Source organism: Kitasatospora sp. NPDC005748, assembly GCF_040630735.1.
GTDB lineage: Bacteria > Actinomycetota > Actinomycetes > Streptomycetales > Streptomycetaceae > Kitasatospora.
On sequence record NZ_JBEXYD010000046.1, the window covers coordinates 21,692 to 38,102 of the forward strand.

At 73.6% G+C, this 16,411-nt stretch carries 13 protein-coding genes; 1 reads left to right on the top strand and 12 read right to left on the bottom strand.

The annotated features are described in order from the left end of the window. Nucleotides 1-23: 23 nt before the first annotated feature. From ABZ495_RS26985 to ABZ495_RS27010, 6 genes are all read right to left on the bottom strand, one after another. On the bottom strand, nt 24-1,694 hold the full coding sequence (locus ABZ495_RS26985) for a cation acetate symporter (RefSeq protein ID WP_352294224.1): 1,671 nt from the start codon (nt 1,692-1,694) through the stop codon (nt 24-26). Then, nucleotides 1,691-2,233 (bottom strand): DUF485 domain-containing protein, encoded by a 543-nt coding sequence (locus ABZ495_RS26990; protein WP_352294226.1) that lies wholly within the window; start codon nt 2,231-2,233, stop codon nt 1,691-1,693. The genes ABZ495_RS26985 and ABZ495_RS26990 overlap by 4 nt, the downstream gene beginning before the upstream one ends. A 124-nt stretch (nt 2,234-2,357) precedes the next feature. After that, nucleotides 2,358-3,125: a response regulator transcription factor gene (locus ABZ495_RS26995; protein WP_359806422.1), complete on the bottom strand. Its 768-nt coding sequence runs from the start codon at nt 3,123-3,125 to the stop codon at nt 2,358-2,360. After that, nucleotides 3,122-4,282 (bottom strand): histidine kinase, encoded by a 1,161-nt coding sequence (locus ABZ495_RS27000; protein WP_359838501.1) that lies wholly within the window; start codon nt 4,280-4,282, stop codon nt 3,122-3,124. Before ABZ495_RS27000 ends, ABZ495_RS26995 begins: the two co-directional genes overlap by 4 nt. Nucleotides 4,283-4,324: 42 nt before the next feature. After that, nucleotides 4,325-4,810, bottom strand: a complete 486-nt coding sequence (locus ABZ495_RS27005; RefSeq protein WP_359806427.1) for a DUF1453 domain-containing protein — start codon at nt 4,808-4,810, stop codon at nt 4,325-4,327. Between the two features lie 156 nt (nt 4,811-4,966). Beyond that, nucleotides 4,967-7,078 carry a DNA topoisomerase IV subunit B gene (locus ABZ495_RS27010; protein ID WP_329489867.1) on the bottom strand — a complete coding sequence of 704 codons (2,112 nt, stop codon included), beginning with the start codon at nt 7,076-7,078 and terminating at the stop codon, nt 4,967-4,969. Between the two features lie 536 nt (nt 7,079-7,614). Between ABZ495_RS27010 and ABZ495_RS27015 the strand changes: the two genes are divergently transcribed. Next, nucleotides 7,615-7,848, top strand: a complete 234-nt coding sequence (locus tag ABZ495_RS27015; RefSeq protein ID WP_329489866.1) for a hypothetical protein — start codon at nt 7,615-7,617, stop codon at nt 7,846-7,848. Nucleotides 7,849-8,072: 224 nt separating this feature from the next. On the opposite strand, the gene ABZ495_RS27020 is transcribed toward ABZ495_RS27015, so the two are convergent. From ABZ495_RS27020 to ABZ495_RS27045, 6 genes are all read right to left on the bottom strand, one after another. Beyond that, nucleotides 8,073-9,002 (bottom strand): serine protease, encoded by a 930-nt coding sequence (locus ABZ495_RS27020; RefSeq protein ID WP_359806431.1) that lies wholly within the window; start codon nt 9,000-9,002, stop codon nt 8,073-8,075. 275 nt (nt 9,003-9,277) lie between these two features. Beyond that, nucleotides 9,278-10,918, bottom strand: coding sequence for an RNA polymerase sigma factor (locus tag ABZ495_RS27025; RefSeq protein WP_329489864.1), 1,641 nt, complete (start codon nt 10,916-10,918; stop codon nt 9,278-9,280). A 514-nt stretch (nt 10,919-11,432) separates the two neighbouring features. Next, entirely contained in the window at nt 11,433-12,365 is a 933-nt protein-coding gene (locus ABZ495_RS27030) for a FadR/GntR family transcriptional regulator (protein ID WP_329489863.1), read from the bottom strand. A 219-nt stretch (nt 12,366-12,584) separates the two neighbouring features. Then, nucleotides 12,585-13,490, bottom strand: coding sequence for a hypothetical protein (locus ABZ495_RS27035; protein ID WP_359806436.1), 906 nt, complete (start codon nt 13,488-13,490; stop codon nt 12,585-12,587). Nucleotides 13,491-13,493: 3 nt separating this feature from the next. Beyond that, nucleotides 13,494-15,173 carry an ATP-binding cassette domain-containing protein gene (locus ABZ495_RS27040; protein ID WP_359838504.1) on the bottom strand — a complete coding sequence of 560 codons (1,680 nt, stop codon included), beginning with the start codon at nt 15,171-15,173 and terminating at the stop codon, nt 13,494-13,496. Nucleotides 15,174-15,505: 332 nt separating this feature from the next. Next, on the bottom strand, nt 15,506-16,264 hold the full coding sequence (locus ABZ495_RS27045; protein WP_359838506.1) for an NUDIX domain-containing protein: 759 nt from the start codon (nt 16,262-16,264) through the stop codon (nt 15,506-15,508). Nucleotides 16,265-16,411 lie beyond the last annotated feature (147 nt).

Here is a 16,411-nt window from a genome sequence, read left to right on the forward strand (position 1 = left end):
CGCCGCGCGGCGCCCGCCGCGGCTCAGGCCGCGCCGGCTCCGGTGAGGGAGCGGACCTCCAGCTCGGCGTAGCGGTCCGCGTCGGCCGGCTCGGGCGAGGTGAGGGTGCCGATCCAGCCGGCCAGGAAGCCCAGCGGGATGGAGACGATGCCCGGGTTCTCCAGCGGGAACCAGTGGAAGTCCACCCCCGGGAAGAGCGCCACCTTGGTCCCGGAGACCACCGGCGAGAAGGTCACCAGGACGATCGCCGGGATCAGCCCGCCGTACACCGACCAGACCGCGCCGCGCGGGGTGAACCGCCGCCAGAACAGCGTGTACAACAGCACCGGCAGGTTGGCCGAGGCGGCGACGGCGAAGGCCAGGCCGACCAGGAAGGCCACGTTCAGCTGCTGGGCGAAGAGGCTGAGCGCGATCGCGACCGCCCCGATCCCCACCGCCGCGATCCGGGCGACGCCGACCTCCTCGCGCTCGGACGCCTCCCGGCGGGCCCGCCGGGAGGCCGGCACGCCGCCCCGCCGACGGCGCGGGCGCCCCCGCCAGGCGCCCGCCCAGATGTCGTGGGCGAAGGCGGCCGAGGAGGCGAGCGTCAGCCCGGCGACCACGGCCAGGATGGTGGCGAAGGCGATCGCCGAGATCAGCGCGAACAGCACCACCCCGCCGGTGCTGCCGTTGCCGCCGCCGAGGACGAGGGCCAGCAGCGGGACGGCCGTGTTCCCCGCCGCGTTGGCGTGCCGGACCTCCGCCGAGCCGACCAGCGCGGTGGCGCCCAGGCCGAGCGCGATGGCCATCAGGTAGAAGCCGCCGACCAGCCCGATCGCCCACATCGTCGAGCGCCGGGCAGCCCGGGCGGTGGGCACCGTGTAGAAGCGGGACAGGATGTGCGGCAGGCCCGCCGTGCCCAGCACCAGGGCGAGGCCGAGGCTGAAGAAGTCCAGCCGGCTGGTGAAGCTCGCCCCGTACTTGAGCCCCGGCTCCAGGTACCGCTGCCCGGCGCCGCTGTGCTGGGCGGCCTGCCGCATCAGCTCACCGACGTCCCCGTGGAAGCGGACCATCAGCAGCACGGTGAGCAGCACCGAGCCCGCGATCAGCAGGAAGGCCTTGACGATCTGGATCCAGGTGGTGGCCCGCATCCCGCCGACCGTGACGTAGACGATCATCAGACCGCCCACCGCCACGATGGTCCAGGTCCGGGCCTGGGTGCTGCTGGTGCCGAGCAGCAGGGCGACCAGGCTGCCCGCGCCGACCATCTGGGCGACCAGGTAGAGCAGGGTGACGACGACGCTGGCGCCGCCGGCCGCCGCCCGGACCTTGCGCCGCCGCAGGCGCAGCGCCAGCACGTCGGCCAGGGTGTACCGGCCGGCGTTGCGGACCAGCTCGGCGACCAGCATCAGCACCACCAGCCAGGCGACCAGGAAGCCGATGCTGTAGAGCACGCCGTCGTAGCCGTACAGCGCGATCAGCCCGGCGACGCCGAGGAAGGAGGCGGCGGACAGGTAGTCGCCGGAGAGCGCGAAGCCGTTCTGCAGCGGGGTGAAGTCACGGCCGCCGGCGTAGAAGTCCTCGGCGGCGCTGCCCCGGCGGCCCACCCAGAGGGTGATGCCCAGGGTGACCAGGACGATGACGGCGAAGAGCACGATGGCCAGGTCGTGGTGGTCGCCCGCGGGGGCGACGGGAGGCGGGGTCGCGGTCCTCATCGCAGCTGGTCCTGGGTGTCCCAGCGCAGGCCCAGCGCGGCCCGGTCCCGCTTGGTGCGGGCGTTGCGGGCGTAGAGCCAGGTGAGCAGGAAGGTCGAGGCGAACTGCAGCAGGCCGAGCAGCCAGGCCACGTTGACCGGGCCGGCGACCTGGCTGCGCATCAGCCCGGGCGCGCCGGCCTGGGCGGCGACGTACAGCAGGTACCAGCCGAGGAACGCCCCGCTGACCGGGAGGACGAAGGCCCGGTAGCTGCGCTTGATCTCCTGGAACGCGTCGCTGCCCTGGACGGCGCGGTACACCTCGCTGCTGTCGACGGCCGACGGGGCCTCGACCGGCGGCACGGGAGCCGGCGCGAGCGGCCGGGCGGGTGGGGCGGCCTCCATCCGGGCCGCGGGCGGCGCGGACGGCACCGGTGGTGCCGGCGGCGGCACGGCGGGAGCCGGCGGCGCGGGCCGGTCGGGCTGGGGGGCCGCGGCGGGAGCGGCCCACCAGTCGAATCGCTGCCCCTGTCCGGGACTGCTCGTCTGCTGCTGTGGCACTACTGCTCCTGGACCGGCGGGGCTCTGACGGAACCCATGATGGAGGCCCGCGGAGGCCGCCAACTCCCATTGCAGATACGTTCACTCGATGAGGTGATCGATGATCCGACAGGTGCTCATCCGACTACTGCTGCGTACCGGTGAACCCATGGCGAAAGGCGTACGCGACCGCCTGGGCGCGGTCCCGCACCCCGGTCTTGGCGAACAGATTGTTGATGTGCGTCTTCACGGTGGCCGGGCTGACGAACAGCCGACGGGCGATCTCGGTGTTGGAGAGGCCCTCCGCGATCAGTGCCAGCACCTCGGCCTCGCGGGCGGTCAGCCCGTCCGGCAGCTCCGCCGGGCGCCCCGCTCCGGGCCCGGCCGGACCGGACCGGCCCGCCTCGCCGCCACCGCCACCGCCACGCCCGCCGCCGTGCGACGCGTCCCACCCGCCCGGCGCGGTGGCCTGCCGCGCACCGCCCGCCAGCCGCTCCAGCAGGCGCAGCTGCACCTGCGGTGAGAGCCCGGCGGCGCCCGAGCGGACGTCCGCGATGGCCCGGGCGATCTCGTCGCCGCCGGCGTCCTTGGTGAGGTAGCCGCGCGCCCCGGCCTGCAGCGCGGGGAAGAGCGACTCGTCGTCGGCGTAGGTGGTCAGCACGACGACCTCGGTCTCCGGGTGTACCGCCCGGATCCGGCGGGTGGCCTCGACCCCGTCGCAGCGCGGCATCCGCAGGTCCATCAGGACGACGTCCGGGCGGTGCCGCTCGACCAGCTCGACGGCCTCCTCGCCGTCGGCGGCGGCGCCCACCACCTCGATGCCCGGCAACAGGCCGAGCAGCATCACGATGCCCTCGCGCACCACCGTCTGGTCGTCCGCGACCAGCACCCTGGTCGGATCCGCCCCGGTCACACCGGCACCCGCAACAGCACGCGCCACCCTCCCTCGTCCGGGCCCGCCAGCAGGGTGCCGCCGAGCAGTTCCGCGCGTTCGCGCATCCCCAGCAGACCGTACCCGCTGCCGGTGGCCGCCAGCCCACCGGCCGATTCGCCGCGGCCCGGGCGGGTGTTGCGCACCTCCAGCTCCACCGCGTCGGGCAGGTAGCGCAGTTCCAGCGCGCAGCGTGCGCCGGGGGCGTGTTTACGCACGTTGGTCAGAGCCTCCTGCGCCGTGCGCCGGACCGCGAGCCCCGCTTCGGCGGGGAGCGGGCGCGGGGTCCCGGTGACGGTGAACGCCGCCCGCTCGCGCCCGGTCAGCTCGACCAGGAACTCGCCGACCGGGGTGAACTCGCCGCGCAGCGCGGAAAGCGCCTGCCGGGTCTCGGCCAGGCCGTCCTGCGCCATCCGCCGCACCGCCACCACCCGTTCGCGGACCCGCTCCCGGTCGGTGCCCGCGTCCAGCATCAGTCGGGCCGCCTCCAGGTGGACGAGCTGCGCGGAGAGGCTGTGGGCCAGGACGTCGTGGATCTCGCGGGCGATCCTGGCCCGCTCGGCGAGCGCCGCGCTCTCCGCCTCGGCGGCCCGCGCGGCCCGTTCCTGGGCCAGCAGCCGCCGGGCGGTGCCACGTGCCTCGCCGTCCATCCGCAGCAGGTAGCCGAGCAGGGTGAGCCCGCCCACCGTGGCGAGGATCCCCAGCCAGCTCTCCCAGCTGGCGGCCGTGTAACTGCCGAACGCGGCCGCCGCCGTGGCCAGCGCGGCGCCGGCGGGCAGCCGGACCAGCGCGGTCAGGGCCAGCCCGCCCCAGACGAAGTCGGCCAGCAGGTGGGCCCTCCCCCACTCGGCGACCCAGGCGGTGCCGATCAGGACGGCGGCCAGGGCGAGCGCGGGCCGCAGCAGCTGCGCGCGGGCGGCCCGCAGGAAGGCGGCCGTCAGCAGGACCACCGCGGCCAGCCCGGCCGCCGCCGCGGCCACCGCCCAGCCGGTGTACCCGCCGCGGGAGAACGTCCCCCAGCCCAGGGTCACGAGCAGGACCGACCGGCCGATCAGCGTCAGGACCCGCCGGGCCGGGCTCTCCGCGTCCCTCTCCAGCCCCTCGCGGGCCGGCCAGCCGGTCCAGCTCCACCCGGGCACGGGCCTCCCTCTCGTCGGTGTGGTCAGGCGCGGGCCGGCCGGTCAGCCGGCCACGCCGGCGCGGTACGGCGTCGCCAGCTCCCGCGCCCTCCAGTTCACCACGACGGTCCGGACCACCAGCAGCGCGGCGAGCCCGAGCATCAGCGCGCTGCCGCTCTGGTGGACGTGCAGCGCCGCGCCCAGTCCGTACAGACCGATCCGGACGGCGATCATGCCGGCCCAGGCCGCCCCGGTGGCCTTGGTGGCGCGGGTCCAGAGCGCGCCGTCCTCGCCGCGCCAGATCCGGACGGTCCAGCCCCAGACGCAGCCCATCGCCAGCACCACCAGCAGCGAGGCGGCGGTCAGCCCGATCGAGAGGGCCCGGTGGGCACCGTCGACCAGGCCCGGGTCGCGCAGTGCGAGCACGGCGAGGACCAGCGGCAGCACCCAGAACCGGCGCTCGGTGTCGAGGCGCTGCGGGCTCAGCTGGCGGCGGAGCACCAGGGCGACCACCGCGATGATCACGAGGACGTTGACGAGGCCGGTCATCGGATTCTCCGTTCCGACAGGAGGGCTTGCTGACCTCTCCGACGCTACGGATCCGGCGCCCCCCGCTGATCGGCGCCGGGGTGGACCGGGGGTGGAGCCGGCACGGCAGGGGCCCTCCACCCGAGGGTGGAGGGCCCCTGCCGTGCGGCGGTGTGCTCAGGCGTCGATGCGCGAGCGGTCCAGGGTGGCCGCCGAGTCGACGATGAACTCCTTGCGGGGGGCGACGTCGTTGCCCATCAGCAGGTCGAAGATCTTCTCGGCCTGCTCCAGGTCGCCCAGGTTGATCCGGCGCAGGGTGCGGTGGCGCGGGTCCATGGTGGTCTCGGCCAGCTGGTCGGCGTCCATCTCACCGAGGCCCTTGTACCGCTGGACCGGGTCCTTCCAGCGCATGTTCTTGCGCTGGAACTCCAGCAGGGTGGAGCGCAGCTCGGCGTCGGAGTAGGTGTAGTGGTACTTGTCCTGGCCCCGCTTGGGGTTGGTGAGCTCGATCCGGTGCAGCGGCGGGACGGCGGCGAAGACCCGGCCCTGCTCGACCATGGGCCGCATGTAGCGCTGAAAGAGCGTCAGCAGCAGGCAGCGGATGTGCGAGCCGTCGACATCGGCGTCGGCCATGAAGATGACCCGGCCGTAACGGGCCTGGTCGATGTCGAAGGTGCGGCCCGAACCGGCCCCTATCACCTGGATGATCGCGGCGCACTCGGTGTTCTTGAGCATGTCGCTCACGGACGCCTTCTGCACGTTGAGGATCTTGCCGCGGATCGGCAGCAGCGCCTGGAACTCCGAGTTGCGGGCCAGCTTGGCGGTCCCGAGCGCGGAGTCCCCCTCGACGATGAAGAGTTCGCTGCGCTCGACGTCGTCACTGCGGCAGTCGGCCAGCTTGGCCGGCAGCGAGCTGGTCTCCAGCGCGGTCTTCCGGCGCTGGGCCTCCTTGTGCTGGCGGGCGGCGACCCGGGTGCGGGCGGCCGCGACGACCTTGTCCAGGACGGCCCTGGCCTGGAGCTTCTCGTCCTTCTTGGCGGAGGTCAGGAAGGCCTTGAGCTCCTTGGCGACCACCGCGGCGACGATCCGGTTGGCCGCCGAGGTGCCCAGCACCTCCTTGGTCTGGCCCTCGAACTGCGGCTCCGCGAGCCGGACGGTGACCACGGCGGTGAGGCCCTCGGTGGCGTCGTCCTTGGTGATGTCGTCCTCGGCGACGCGCAGCAGCTTGGCGGCGCGCAGTGCCTCGTTGACGGTCTTGGCGAGCGAGCGCTCGAAGCCGGTGACGTGGGTGCCGCCCTTGGGGGTGGCGATGATGTTGACGAAGGAGCGCAGGGTGGTGTCGTAGCCGGCGCCCCAGCGCAGCGCGATGTCCACGCCGAGGTGGCGGGTGACCTCGGTGGGCGTCATGTGGCCGACCTCGTCCAGGACGGGGACGGTCTCCTTGAAGGTGCCCTCGCCGTGCAGCCGCAGCACGTCGCAGACCGGCTTGTCCGGCGCGAGGAACTCACAGAACTCGGCGATGCCGCCGTCGTAGTGGAAGGTCGACTCCTCGACCACGTCGCTCTCGGTCAACCGCTCGTCACGGACGACGATGGTGAGGCCGGGGACGAGGAAGGCGGTCTGCCGGGCCCGGTTGTGCAGGTGCTCCAGGGAGAGCCGGGCGTCCTTGAGGAAGATCTGCCGGTCGGCCCAGTAGCGGATCCGGGTGCCGGTGCGGGCCTTCGGCACCTTGCGGGCCTTGCTGAGGCCGTTGGCGGGCTCGAAGGGGGCGTCCGGGCCGCCCTCGGTGAAGATGCCCGGGGTGCCCCGGCGGAAGCTGACCGCGTGGGTGTGGCCGCCGCGGTCCACCTCGACGTCCAGCCGGGCCGAGAGGGCGTTGACGACGGACGCGCCCACGCCGTGCAGGCCGCCCGAGGCCGCGTAGGAGCCGCCGCCGAACTTGCCGCCGGCGTGCAGCTTGGTCATCACGACCTCGACACCGGAGAGCCCGGTCTTGGGCTCGACGTCCACCGGGATGCCGCGGCCGTTGTCGCGCACCTCCACCGAGGAGTCGTCGTGCAGGACGACGTCGATGCGGTCGCAGTGGCCGCCGAGGGCCTCGTCGACCGAGTTGTCGATGATCTCCCAGAGGCAGTGCATCAGGCCCCGGCTGTCGGTGGAGCCGATGTACATGCCGGGGCGCTTGCGAACCGCCTCCAGGCCCTCCAGGACGAGCAGGTGCCGAGCGGTGTAGTTGGAGCCGTCGTCCCCGGCCAGCAGTGCGGACGGCACGGTCGATTCGGCACTCACGCGGCACTCTCCTCGGTGAAGTTCTGTCTCATCGGTCACATCCGGGCACAGCCGGAACGTCCGCCAGTGCAGCACACCGCACCGACAACAGCTCCGCCACGTGTGCACGCCCCTGCGCTGGGTCACAGCACGACGAGCCGGTCCCGCGCAGCTTGTACGCGCTGCGCGAACACGCACCGCGCCGGATTCCGCGCACCGGAGCGCCATCTCCTCCCGGTACCACCGGTCCTGGCGGATCGTGGGACCGGGCGCAGGCTCCGGAACTGCCGTTATGCAGGCTACCGGGGCCCAGGACGGGGCTTATGCTCCAACCCAGCAGAGGATTATGCTACGCGGACCTCGCACCCCGTCCCGATCGGGCGTTCGAGGGACAGGCGGATCCTGGGCTTCGGTACGCATGAACCACCGGCCCCCGGGGCACGTCCTCATCAACACAGCAGAATCCTCAAAGAAGAAAAGCCACGAGCGGGAACGTTTTCGGCCTGGTTGGATGTTGACCCTGGTACGACAGCTCGTCGAGCTAGAGAAGAGGCGACGTGACTACTGTTCTGACCCCTGCGAGCCCGCTCACCGCGGCTGACCGCTGCGACCGCTGCGGCGCCCAGGCTTACCTGCGCGTCGTACTCGCCAGCGGCGGAGAGCTGCTCTTCTGTGCCCACCACGGCCGGAAGTTCGAGCCCGAGCTCAAGAAGATCGCCGTGGAGATACAGGACGAGAGCGGCCGGCTCAGCAGCACCACCAACGCCGCGGCCGCCGACGAAGAGCGCTGATACCGGGCGCCACAGCAGCAGCAGGCCAACGAGCTGTGTCCGGCCGCGCACTGCGCGCGACCGGCGAGCCGGGCGGCGGGTCCCCTGACGGGGGCCGGTCGCCCGGCTCTGCTGTTTCCGGCCGCGATCGGACCAGCTGTGATCCGGGCCCGTCGCGGTTTCGGTACGGGCCGTCGCGCCGCCCGACGGTACGGGCGACGCGACGTCAGAACGTGACCGTGCGACTACAGGACGGAGCGTACCGCGTCGGCGACCGCGGCGACGCGGGTGTAGACACCCGGGTGGGCCGCCTCCGCGCAGCCCGTCCCCCAGGAGACCAGCCCGGCGAGGCGTCCGGCGACGACCAGCGGGCCACCGCTGTCCCCCTGGCAGGCGTCCTTGCCGCCCTTCTCCGCACCGGCGCAGACCATGCCGCGGGCGTCGAAGTGCCCGTCCTGCCCACCCGGGTAGGCCTGGGCGCAGGTCCGGTCGGGGATGACCGACACGTCGACACCACGGAGCGTGGGCGAGTAGTCGCCCTTGCCCGAGGTGTCCCCCCAGCCGTAGACCTGCGCCCGGTTCCCCTCCCGGTACGGCTCCGTGTCCCCCTGGCCGACCAGGTCGATCACCGGGCGGGCACCCTGCGACTCGGTGAGCGTGAGGACCGCCACATCGTTCATGTTGGCCGCGAAGGCGTAGTCGGGGTGGATCCAGACCGCCTCGACGGGCACCTCACGGCCGACCGAGCCGCGCAGGTCGTCCCGGCCCACCACGACCTTCAGCCCCGGCCGCTCCACCCGCCGGCCCTTGGCCTCGTCGTAGAAGCAGTGCGCCGCCGTCACGACCTTGGTCGGAGTGACGAGCGCACCGCCGCAGAACTGCCCCGAGCGACCGTTGCCGAACTGCTGGCGGCTGGCGACCGCCACCATCCACGGATGGTCGGCGGTGCTCACGACGGCGCCGCCGATCACCCGCCGCTGGGCCTCGGCCGGTGCGGCCGGGCCGAACGCGACCAGCGTCGCGGGCAGCGCGGCGAGCAGGCCCAGGACGGCCGCCCGGTAGCGGCGACGCACCGGCCGGCCGGCCGGGCACGCCGAGGGCGAGGCGACGGTCGGCAGGTCCGCGCGATCCGGGTTGGGCAGCACCGTGTCTCCAGTTGGCTCGGTAGCGGGCAACCGGCACAGCGTAGGTGATCGGCTACGTTCCGCGACCGATTACCGCCGCACCGCCACCCGGACGAGCGACAACAGCCACCCGGACGCTGACGCGTCCTATCGCCCTATCGCCCTATCGCCCGGTCGCTCTATCGCCCGGCCGCCCCCGGGAGCCACGCCGGAGTCACGCCGGACACGGAGAAGGCCCGGAGCGCAGTGCTCCGGGCCTACTCACGGTGCGGATCGCCGGACCGGGCCGGACCGGATGGTCCGGCGGCGGTCCCGCCGGTCGCGGATCAGTCCAGGTAGTCGCGCAGCACCTGGGAGCGCGACGGGTGGCGCAGCTTCGACATGGTCTTGGACTCGATCTGGCGGATGCGCTCACGGGTGACCCCGTACACCTTGCCGATCTCGTCCAGCGTCTTCGGCTGACCGTCCGTCAGGCCGAAACGCATCGAGACGACGCCCGCCTCGCGCTCGGACAGGGTGTCCAGCACCGAGTGCAGCTGCTCCTGGAGCAGGGTGAAGGAGACCGCGTCGGCCGGCACGACCGCCTCGGAGTCCTCGATCAGGTCACCGAACTCGCTGTCGCCGTCCTCACCCAGCGGGGTGTGCAGCGAAATGGGCTCGCGACCGTACTTCTGGACCTCGATGACCTTCTCGGGGGTCATGTCGAGTTCCTTGGCCAGCTCCTCCGGGGTGGGCTCGCGGCCCAGGTCCTGGAGCATCTGGCGCTGGACGCGGGCCAGCTTGTTGATGACCTCGACCATGTGCACCGGGATACGGATGGTGCGCGCCTGGTCGGCCATCGCGCGGGTGATCGCCTGGCGGATCCACCACGTGGCGTAGGTGGAGAACTTGTAGCCCTTGGTGTAGTCGAACTTCTCGACCGCACGGATCAGGCCCAGGTTGCCCTCCTGGATGAGGTCCAGGAAGAGCATGCCGCGACCGGTGTAGCGCTTGGCCAGCGAGACCACCAGGCGGAGGTTGGCCTCCAGCAGGTGGTTCTTGGCGCGGCGGCCGTCCTCGGCGATGATCTCCAGCTCGCGCTTGAGCTTCGGCGCCAGCTTGTCGGCGGCCGAGAGCTTGTCCTCGGCGAACAGGCCGGCCTCGATGCGCTTGGCGAGCTCGACCTCCTGCTCGGCGTTGAGCAGCGGGACCTTGCCAATCTGCTTCAGGTAGTCCTTGACCGGGTCGGCGGTGGCACCGGCGACGGCGACCTGCTGGGCAGGCGCGTCGTCCTCGTCGTCGTCGGAGAGGACGAACCCCTGCGACTCCTCCTCGGGCTCCGCCTCTTCGCCCGCCTTGTCGCCGGGCAGCGCGACGTCCTCGATCAGCTCTTCCTCGCCGCCGATCTCCTCGTCGCCCTTGCCCGCCTTACCGGCGGCGGTCTTCTTGGCGGCGGTCTTCTTGGCCGGCGCGGCGGTCTTCTTGGCGGCCGCCTTCTTCGCCGGGGCGGCCTTCTTCGCCGCAGGCGCCTTCGCCTCGGCGGAGAGCGTGGCTCCCGCCTCGGTGATCTCGGCGGACACCGTGCCGACCGACGCCGCGGCGGCCGCGACCGCCGGAACGGAGATGGTCGCGCCGGGCGCGATGCGCACGGGGGGCTTGGTCGGGGCCGCCGGAGCGGCCGGGTTCCGGGTGGTGACCGCCTTGGTGGCAGTGCGCTTGGTGGGGCTCTTGGCAGCGACGCTCTTGCGTTTGGCACCGGCCGGCTCGGCCGCGCTGACCATAAGGTCCACCCCCTCCTCAATCAGAACCTGGTTGAGGCTGCGCATGACGTTCTTCCACTTGGTGACCGGGATCTGGTCCGCCTCGAACGCCTGGCGCACGTCGTCACCGGCGATCTGCCCCTGGGCCTTGCCCCGCTCGATGAGCGCCAGCAGAGCCGCGGACTCGGCGATCTCGGGGGGAAGCGAACGGGATGTGCTGGCCGACACGAACAACCTCTCGGACGATGAGTGGACTCGAACCCGTACCGGCCGCCCGAGCGGGCGGGGAAGGAGATCGCGCGTCGGACGCGCGGTGTCGATTCCGACCGACTCGGGCTTGAGGACTGGGTTTGCAGGACGGCAGCAGCGCCGCAGACCAACACAGCATTCTGACATGTTGGGGTATTCCGGAGCTGCTTCCGCTCAGGACACATCGCTGCTACTCGTCAAGTGTTACGCATGGCCTTCGTGTCGCGGGTCACACCACTCGGCGCCCGCGGCCCGGGGCCGACTTCCATCATCCCTCACTCGCGACCAAGCTCTTGGCATGGGCAGACCACTGCGGCCGGGGCGGCTGCCGCGGGGCGTGCGAATTCCGCGGATCACGGCGGATCACGGCGGTTCACGGCGGAGCGGGCGTCCGACGGCCGAGCCCGGGCGTGAAGAAGCCCTCCGGCTGCGCCGTGCGGTGCAGCCGGAGGGCCGGGAGTTCGCGGGGCCGCTCGATCGCCGGGTGGGCGACTCAGTGCTCCCGGGGAGCGGGGACGGACGGCTCGATCTCCGGGTGGACGGTGAGCAGCGCCCGCACCGCGGCCTCGCCCGCCGTGCCGTCGCCGGTGCCGAGGGCGTCCACCAGCCGGGCGTGCAGGCTGACCGAGGCCTCCGAGGGGCGCTCGCAGGAGGTGGGCGGGCCGCCCGACACCTGGAGGGCGCAGGAGACGATCCCGGAGAGGTGCTCCAGCATCCGGTTCCCCGCCATCTGCAGGACCAGGGCGTGCAGCTCGGCGTCGGCCCGCGAGAACGTGGAGAGGTCGGCCTGGGCGGCGGCGTGGCCCATGATCTCGATCAGTTCGACCAGGCGCTGCTGGACGTCCTCCCGGCCGTGCCCCGCGGCGAGCCTGGCGGCCAGCGGCTCGATCGCCCAGCGGAGCTCGAACAGCTCCCGGCGCTGCTCGTCGCGCTGCGGGCCGAAGGCGCGCCACTCGATGATGTCCGGGTCGAGCAGGTTCCAGTCGCCGACCGGCCGGACCCGGGTGCCGACGTTCGGCCGGGCACTGACCAGGCCCTTCGCCTCCAGCACACGCAGCGACTCGCGGACGACGGTGCGGGAGACCTCGAAGCGCTGGCCGATCTCCTCGGGGACGAGCGGGCGGTCGGCACCGAGGTCGCCCGAGACGATCATCTGGCCGAGCTGCTGCACGAGCTGGCCGTGCAGGCCTCGGCCACGACTGCTGGTGGTCTTGCGGCCGACCCGGCCCAGATCCGACTCGGCGCCCTCCCAGCGGGGCGCCGGCGGGGTCGGCCGGTCGGCGTACGAGAAGCGGTCCAGGTCGCCGGCGCCGGGGATGGCACCTTCGGCGGAACGGGCGGGGGTCATGGTGGGGTGCGCAAGGGTACTCACAAGTCCTTTGTCGGCGATCGGCGGGCGCAGCTTGAGAATTCTCGTGAAAAGCACACGAAAGGGTGATCGACCGTGACTGGATAATTGACTTCTTATCAGGAAGAACCGCACATTACGGCCACTGCTGGTCGATCTTGGCAGACCGTCAGCGACGGTCCGGGCTCTGCGAGGGGCTTCCCGGTGGCTTCCCGGCCCTCGGCGAGGCTTTCGACCGGCCTCCGCCGGGAGCCGTGCGGGCGGGCGCCCGACCGGTCCGCACGCCCGCCCGTCGCCTCAGAGCGCGCGCCGCCGGGCCTGGACCAGGAGCGAGACGAGCAGCAGCACCAGCGCCGGCGCCGCGACCGCTGCCAGCAGCGCCGGGTCGGTCAGCACCGAACCGCCCTCCGCAACCCGGTCGTCCCCGCCGTACACCCATCCGTACGCCCACTCGACGCCGGACTGGAATGGCAGCAGTTCGGTCGCGCGGGCCGGCCAGGCGGTGCCGGTCTGCCGGAGCACCAGGGCCACCCCGGACTCCAGCAGCGGCGGCAGCGCGCAGAGCAGCAGCACCCCCGCGGCGGCACTGCGGGTCAGCGAGGCCGTCAGCACCCCCGTCCAGCCCGCCACGACCACCAGCAGGACGAAGGCCAGCAGAGCGGCGGGCACCCCCTGGCCGGCCGCGAGCGCGGCGGGGGCGAAAGCCCCGGGCAGGTCCGCGAGCCCGCTGAAGCCGGCCGAGGCGAGCGCCTCGGACACCCGGCCCGACAGGGCGGCCGGCTCCGACCAGGCGGCCACCGCCACCCCGTCCGGGAGCGCGAAGTGCACGACCACGGTGTCGATCAGCAGGGTGACCAGCGCCAGCAGCCCGGCCACCGGGGCGATCACCACCAGCTTGGCCAGCAGCAGCCGCACCCGGCGCGGATACGACACCTGCGAGGCCGCCAACCCCGGGTGGCGCACCTCGTGGCCGTAGGAGAGCGCGCCCAGCAACCCGGCGCCGAGCGCCGCGAACGGCAGCGGGACCAGCGGCACGGTCGCCGTCAGCAGCCGCACGCCGGCCGACCCGGCCAGCGGCCCGGCGGGAGTCTGGGCGGCCAGCACCGCGGCCACCGCGGCGTCGCAGAGCAGCACGGCGGTGAGGAGCAGCCAGGTGGAGCGCAGGCCGCGCAGCCGGCGCAGCTCGTAGGCCAGTACACGCACGGTTCACTCGCTCCGGTGGTCGGGGGTGGCGGGGGTGTCCGGGGCGTCGGGGGCGGTGCCCGGGAGCGGTCGGCCGAGCCGGACGGTGTCGGCGGTCATCAGGTCGCCGACGCCGGCGTCCTCGCGCCGGGCGCGGGCACCGGGGTCCGGGGCGCTGCCGGACCGGGCCAGTCCGCGGAGGCCGTCCCGGAAGAGGCGGTCCACGACGACCGTCGGCGCGGTGTCGGCGCTCTCGATGACCCCACCGGTGTCGGGGGTATCGGCGGTCGCGGGGGTGCCGGCGGTGTTGGGGGTACCGGCGGTCGCGGGAGTGCCGGCGACCTCGGGAGTGCGGCCGGTGTTCGGAGCTTCGGCGGTTGTCGGCTCGGGTCGGCGGGGCGGGTGGGGGTCCCGGGGCGACCGTGACTTCCCGTCCTGCCGGCCTTCCCGACCCTGCCGGGTTTCCTGGCCCTGCTGGCCCTGCTGGCCCTGCTGGGGCGTGCGCCGGGTGGCCCGCGCGGTGACCGCCGACAGGGCCGTCGCGGCGGCGACCGCGACGGTACCGGCGGCCGCGGCGGACGACGAAGGCAGCGCGAGGACCGGCAGCGCGCCGGTGCCCGCCGCGCCCGCGGCCGGCCTGGGCACCTGCGCCGACTCGCTCGGGGAGGCCTCGGGCTCCACCGCCGCCTCCGCCGGGCGGGGCTCCGCCGAACGGGGCTCCGCCAGGCGCCCGGGCCTGGGATCGGTCGGGCGGTGCTCGGCCTGCGCCGACCTGACCCGGAGCCGACCCGACCGCCCCGAGGCCGTGGGCAGGGTGGCGCGGGGAGCGGGCTGCTCGACCACCCGGTCGGCGAGCTCGTGCAGCAGGATGCCGTGCCGGTAGGCGAGTTCACCGATCTCGGTGCGATCGATCCCCGCCACCGCGAGGCCCGCCCCGCCGTCCCGGCGCACCGCCGCGCCCTGGGCCGCCAGCAGATCGGCGAGCCGGGCCATCTGCGGCCCGCGCACGGCGACCTCGGGGCTGAGCCGGGTGCGGCAGAACTCCTCCACCGGCTGATCGGCCACCAGGCGGCCCTGGTCGAGCGTGACCACCCGGTCCGCGAGCCGGGAGGCCTCCTGCGGTGTGCGGGTGGTGACCAGGACCGTGCCGCCGGCGACCCCGAACGAACGGAGGAAGGAGTGGAACCACTCCACATTGCGCGGCGAGAGCCCCTCGGTGGGCGCGTCGAGGATCAGGGTGCCCGGGTCGCCGAGCAGCGCCGCGGCGAGGGCGAGCCGCCGGTGCATGCCGGGCGAGAAGCTGCGCAGCCGCTGCCCGGCCACGGCCGCCAGCCGGGTCTGCTCCAGCAGTTCGTCGGCCCGCCGGGCGGGGACTCCGACGGCCGCCGCCAGCATCCGGAGGTGGCTGACGGCCTTTCGGCCGGGGTGCCCGGCGACCGCGCCGCCGGCACCGCCCGGGGCCGGCAGCAGTACGCCGACCTCGCGCTCCGGGCGGCGGAGCCGACGGTAGGTGCGGCCGTCGAAGAGCGTGACGCCCTGGCCGCGTTCGAGTTCGAGCATCAGCCGCAACGCGGTTGACTTGCCCGCGTCCTCGGGGCCCAGCAGTGCCGTCACGGAGCCGGCGCGGGCGTCGAAGGTCAGGTCGAGCACCGCCGGCGGGACACCCCTGCGGTAGACCTTGGTCAGTCCGGTGATCTGGATCATCGCTGGCTGCTCCCGTGCCCTCGGCCGACCTGGTCTGCGCGACACGGGGCCGTGCCCGCACGGCCCCGCGCCAGCACATTAGGGGGCCGGAGCGGCGATTCCGGGCATTACGGGAGCGGCACGGGCCCGCCGCCCACGCACCTCACCCGATCAGGGGACAATCCGATCCTGCGACGGAGTCACCGTCGCGCCGATCGGGCGAGCGGTTCCGGGCGTTGCGGATGTTCCGGGCGCTGCGGATATCGGGCGCCGCGGATATCGGGCGCCGCGAGCACCGGTAGCCCGGCCGCCGGGAGGGCGGCCGCGGGCGCGGGGCTGGACGGGATGCCCGCTCAGGGCTCCGGGCGCAGCATGGGCGGGTTGAGCACGGTGGCGCCGCCGGGGGTGAACAGTTGCGCGGGGCGGCCGCCCTGGCGCGTGGTCGTGCCGCCGGAGGGCAGCAGGAAGCCGGGGGTGCCGGTGACCTTGCGGTGGAAGTTCCGCGGGTCGAGCACCACGCCCCAGACTGCCTCGTAGACCCGGCGCAGCTCGCCGACGGTGAACTCGGGCGGACAGAACGCCGTCGCCAGGGAGGAGTACTCGATCTTGGACCGGGCCCGCTCCACGCCGTCGGCCAGGATCAGCCCGTGGTCGAAGGCGAGCGGGACGCCGTCGACCGGACTCGGTCCGAGCAGTTCGGCGACCGGGGCCCAGCGGGCGCCGCTGGCGTCGCCACCGGCCCGCGGGGTCGGCAGGTCGGGCGCCAGGACGAGGTAGGCCACGCTGACCACCCGCATCCGGGGGTCGCGCTGTGGGTGGCCGTAGGTCGCGAGCTGCTCCAGGTGGGCGCCGGCCGCACCGGGGCCCGCCGCGTCGTGGCCGGGAGCGGAGTAGGCGCGCAGACCGGTCTCTTCGGCCAGCTCCCGGGACGCCGCCTCGGCCAGGCCCTCGTCCAGGCGGACGAAGCCGCCCGGCAGGGCCCAGTAGCCCTGGAAGGGGGGCTCGCCCCGTCGGACCAGCAGGGCGCACAGCGCGTGGTCCCGCACCGTCAGGACCACCAGGTCAACCGTGACAGCGAACGGGGGGAAGGCCGACGGGTCATAACGCGACATGGCGACGATCATAGTCGTCTCTCTGACGATAAGCACAGGCCCGCGCACGAAGCGTGCCCGACCGTCCGCGCCCCCGACCTGTCCCTGCCCCGTGCCCGGCTCTGGGCGCCCCGGTCGGCCGGGGCAGGCGGCCCCACCCGACCGGGG

Coding starts and splice junctions, on each gene's coding strand:
- ABZ495_RS27005 (WP_359806427.1), bottom strand. CDS start 4,810: ATGACCGGCCTCGTCAACGTCCTCGTGATCATCGCGGTGGTCGCCCTG.
- ABZ495_RS27045 (WP_359838506.1), bottom strand. CDS start 16,264: ATGTCGCGTTATGACCCGTCGGCCTTCCCCCCGTTCGCTGTCACGGTT.
- ABZ495_RS26985 (WP_352294224.1), bottom strand. CDS start 1,694: ATGAGGACCGCGACCCCGCCTCCCGTCGCCCCCGCGGGCGACCACCAC.
- ABZ495_RS27040 (WP_359838504.1), bottom strand. CDS start 15,173: ATGATCCAGATCACCGGACTGACCAAGGTCTACCGCAGGGGTGTCCCG.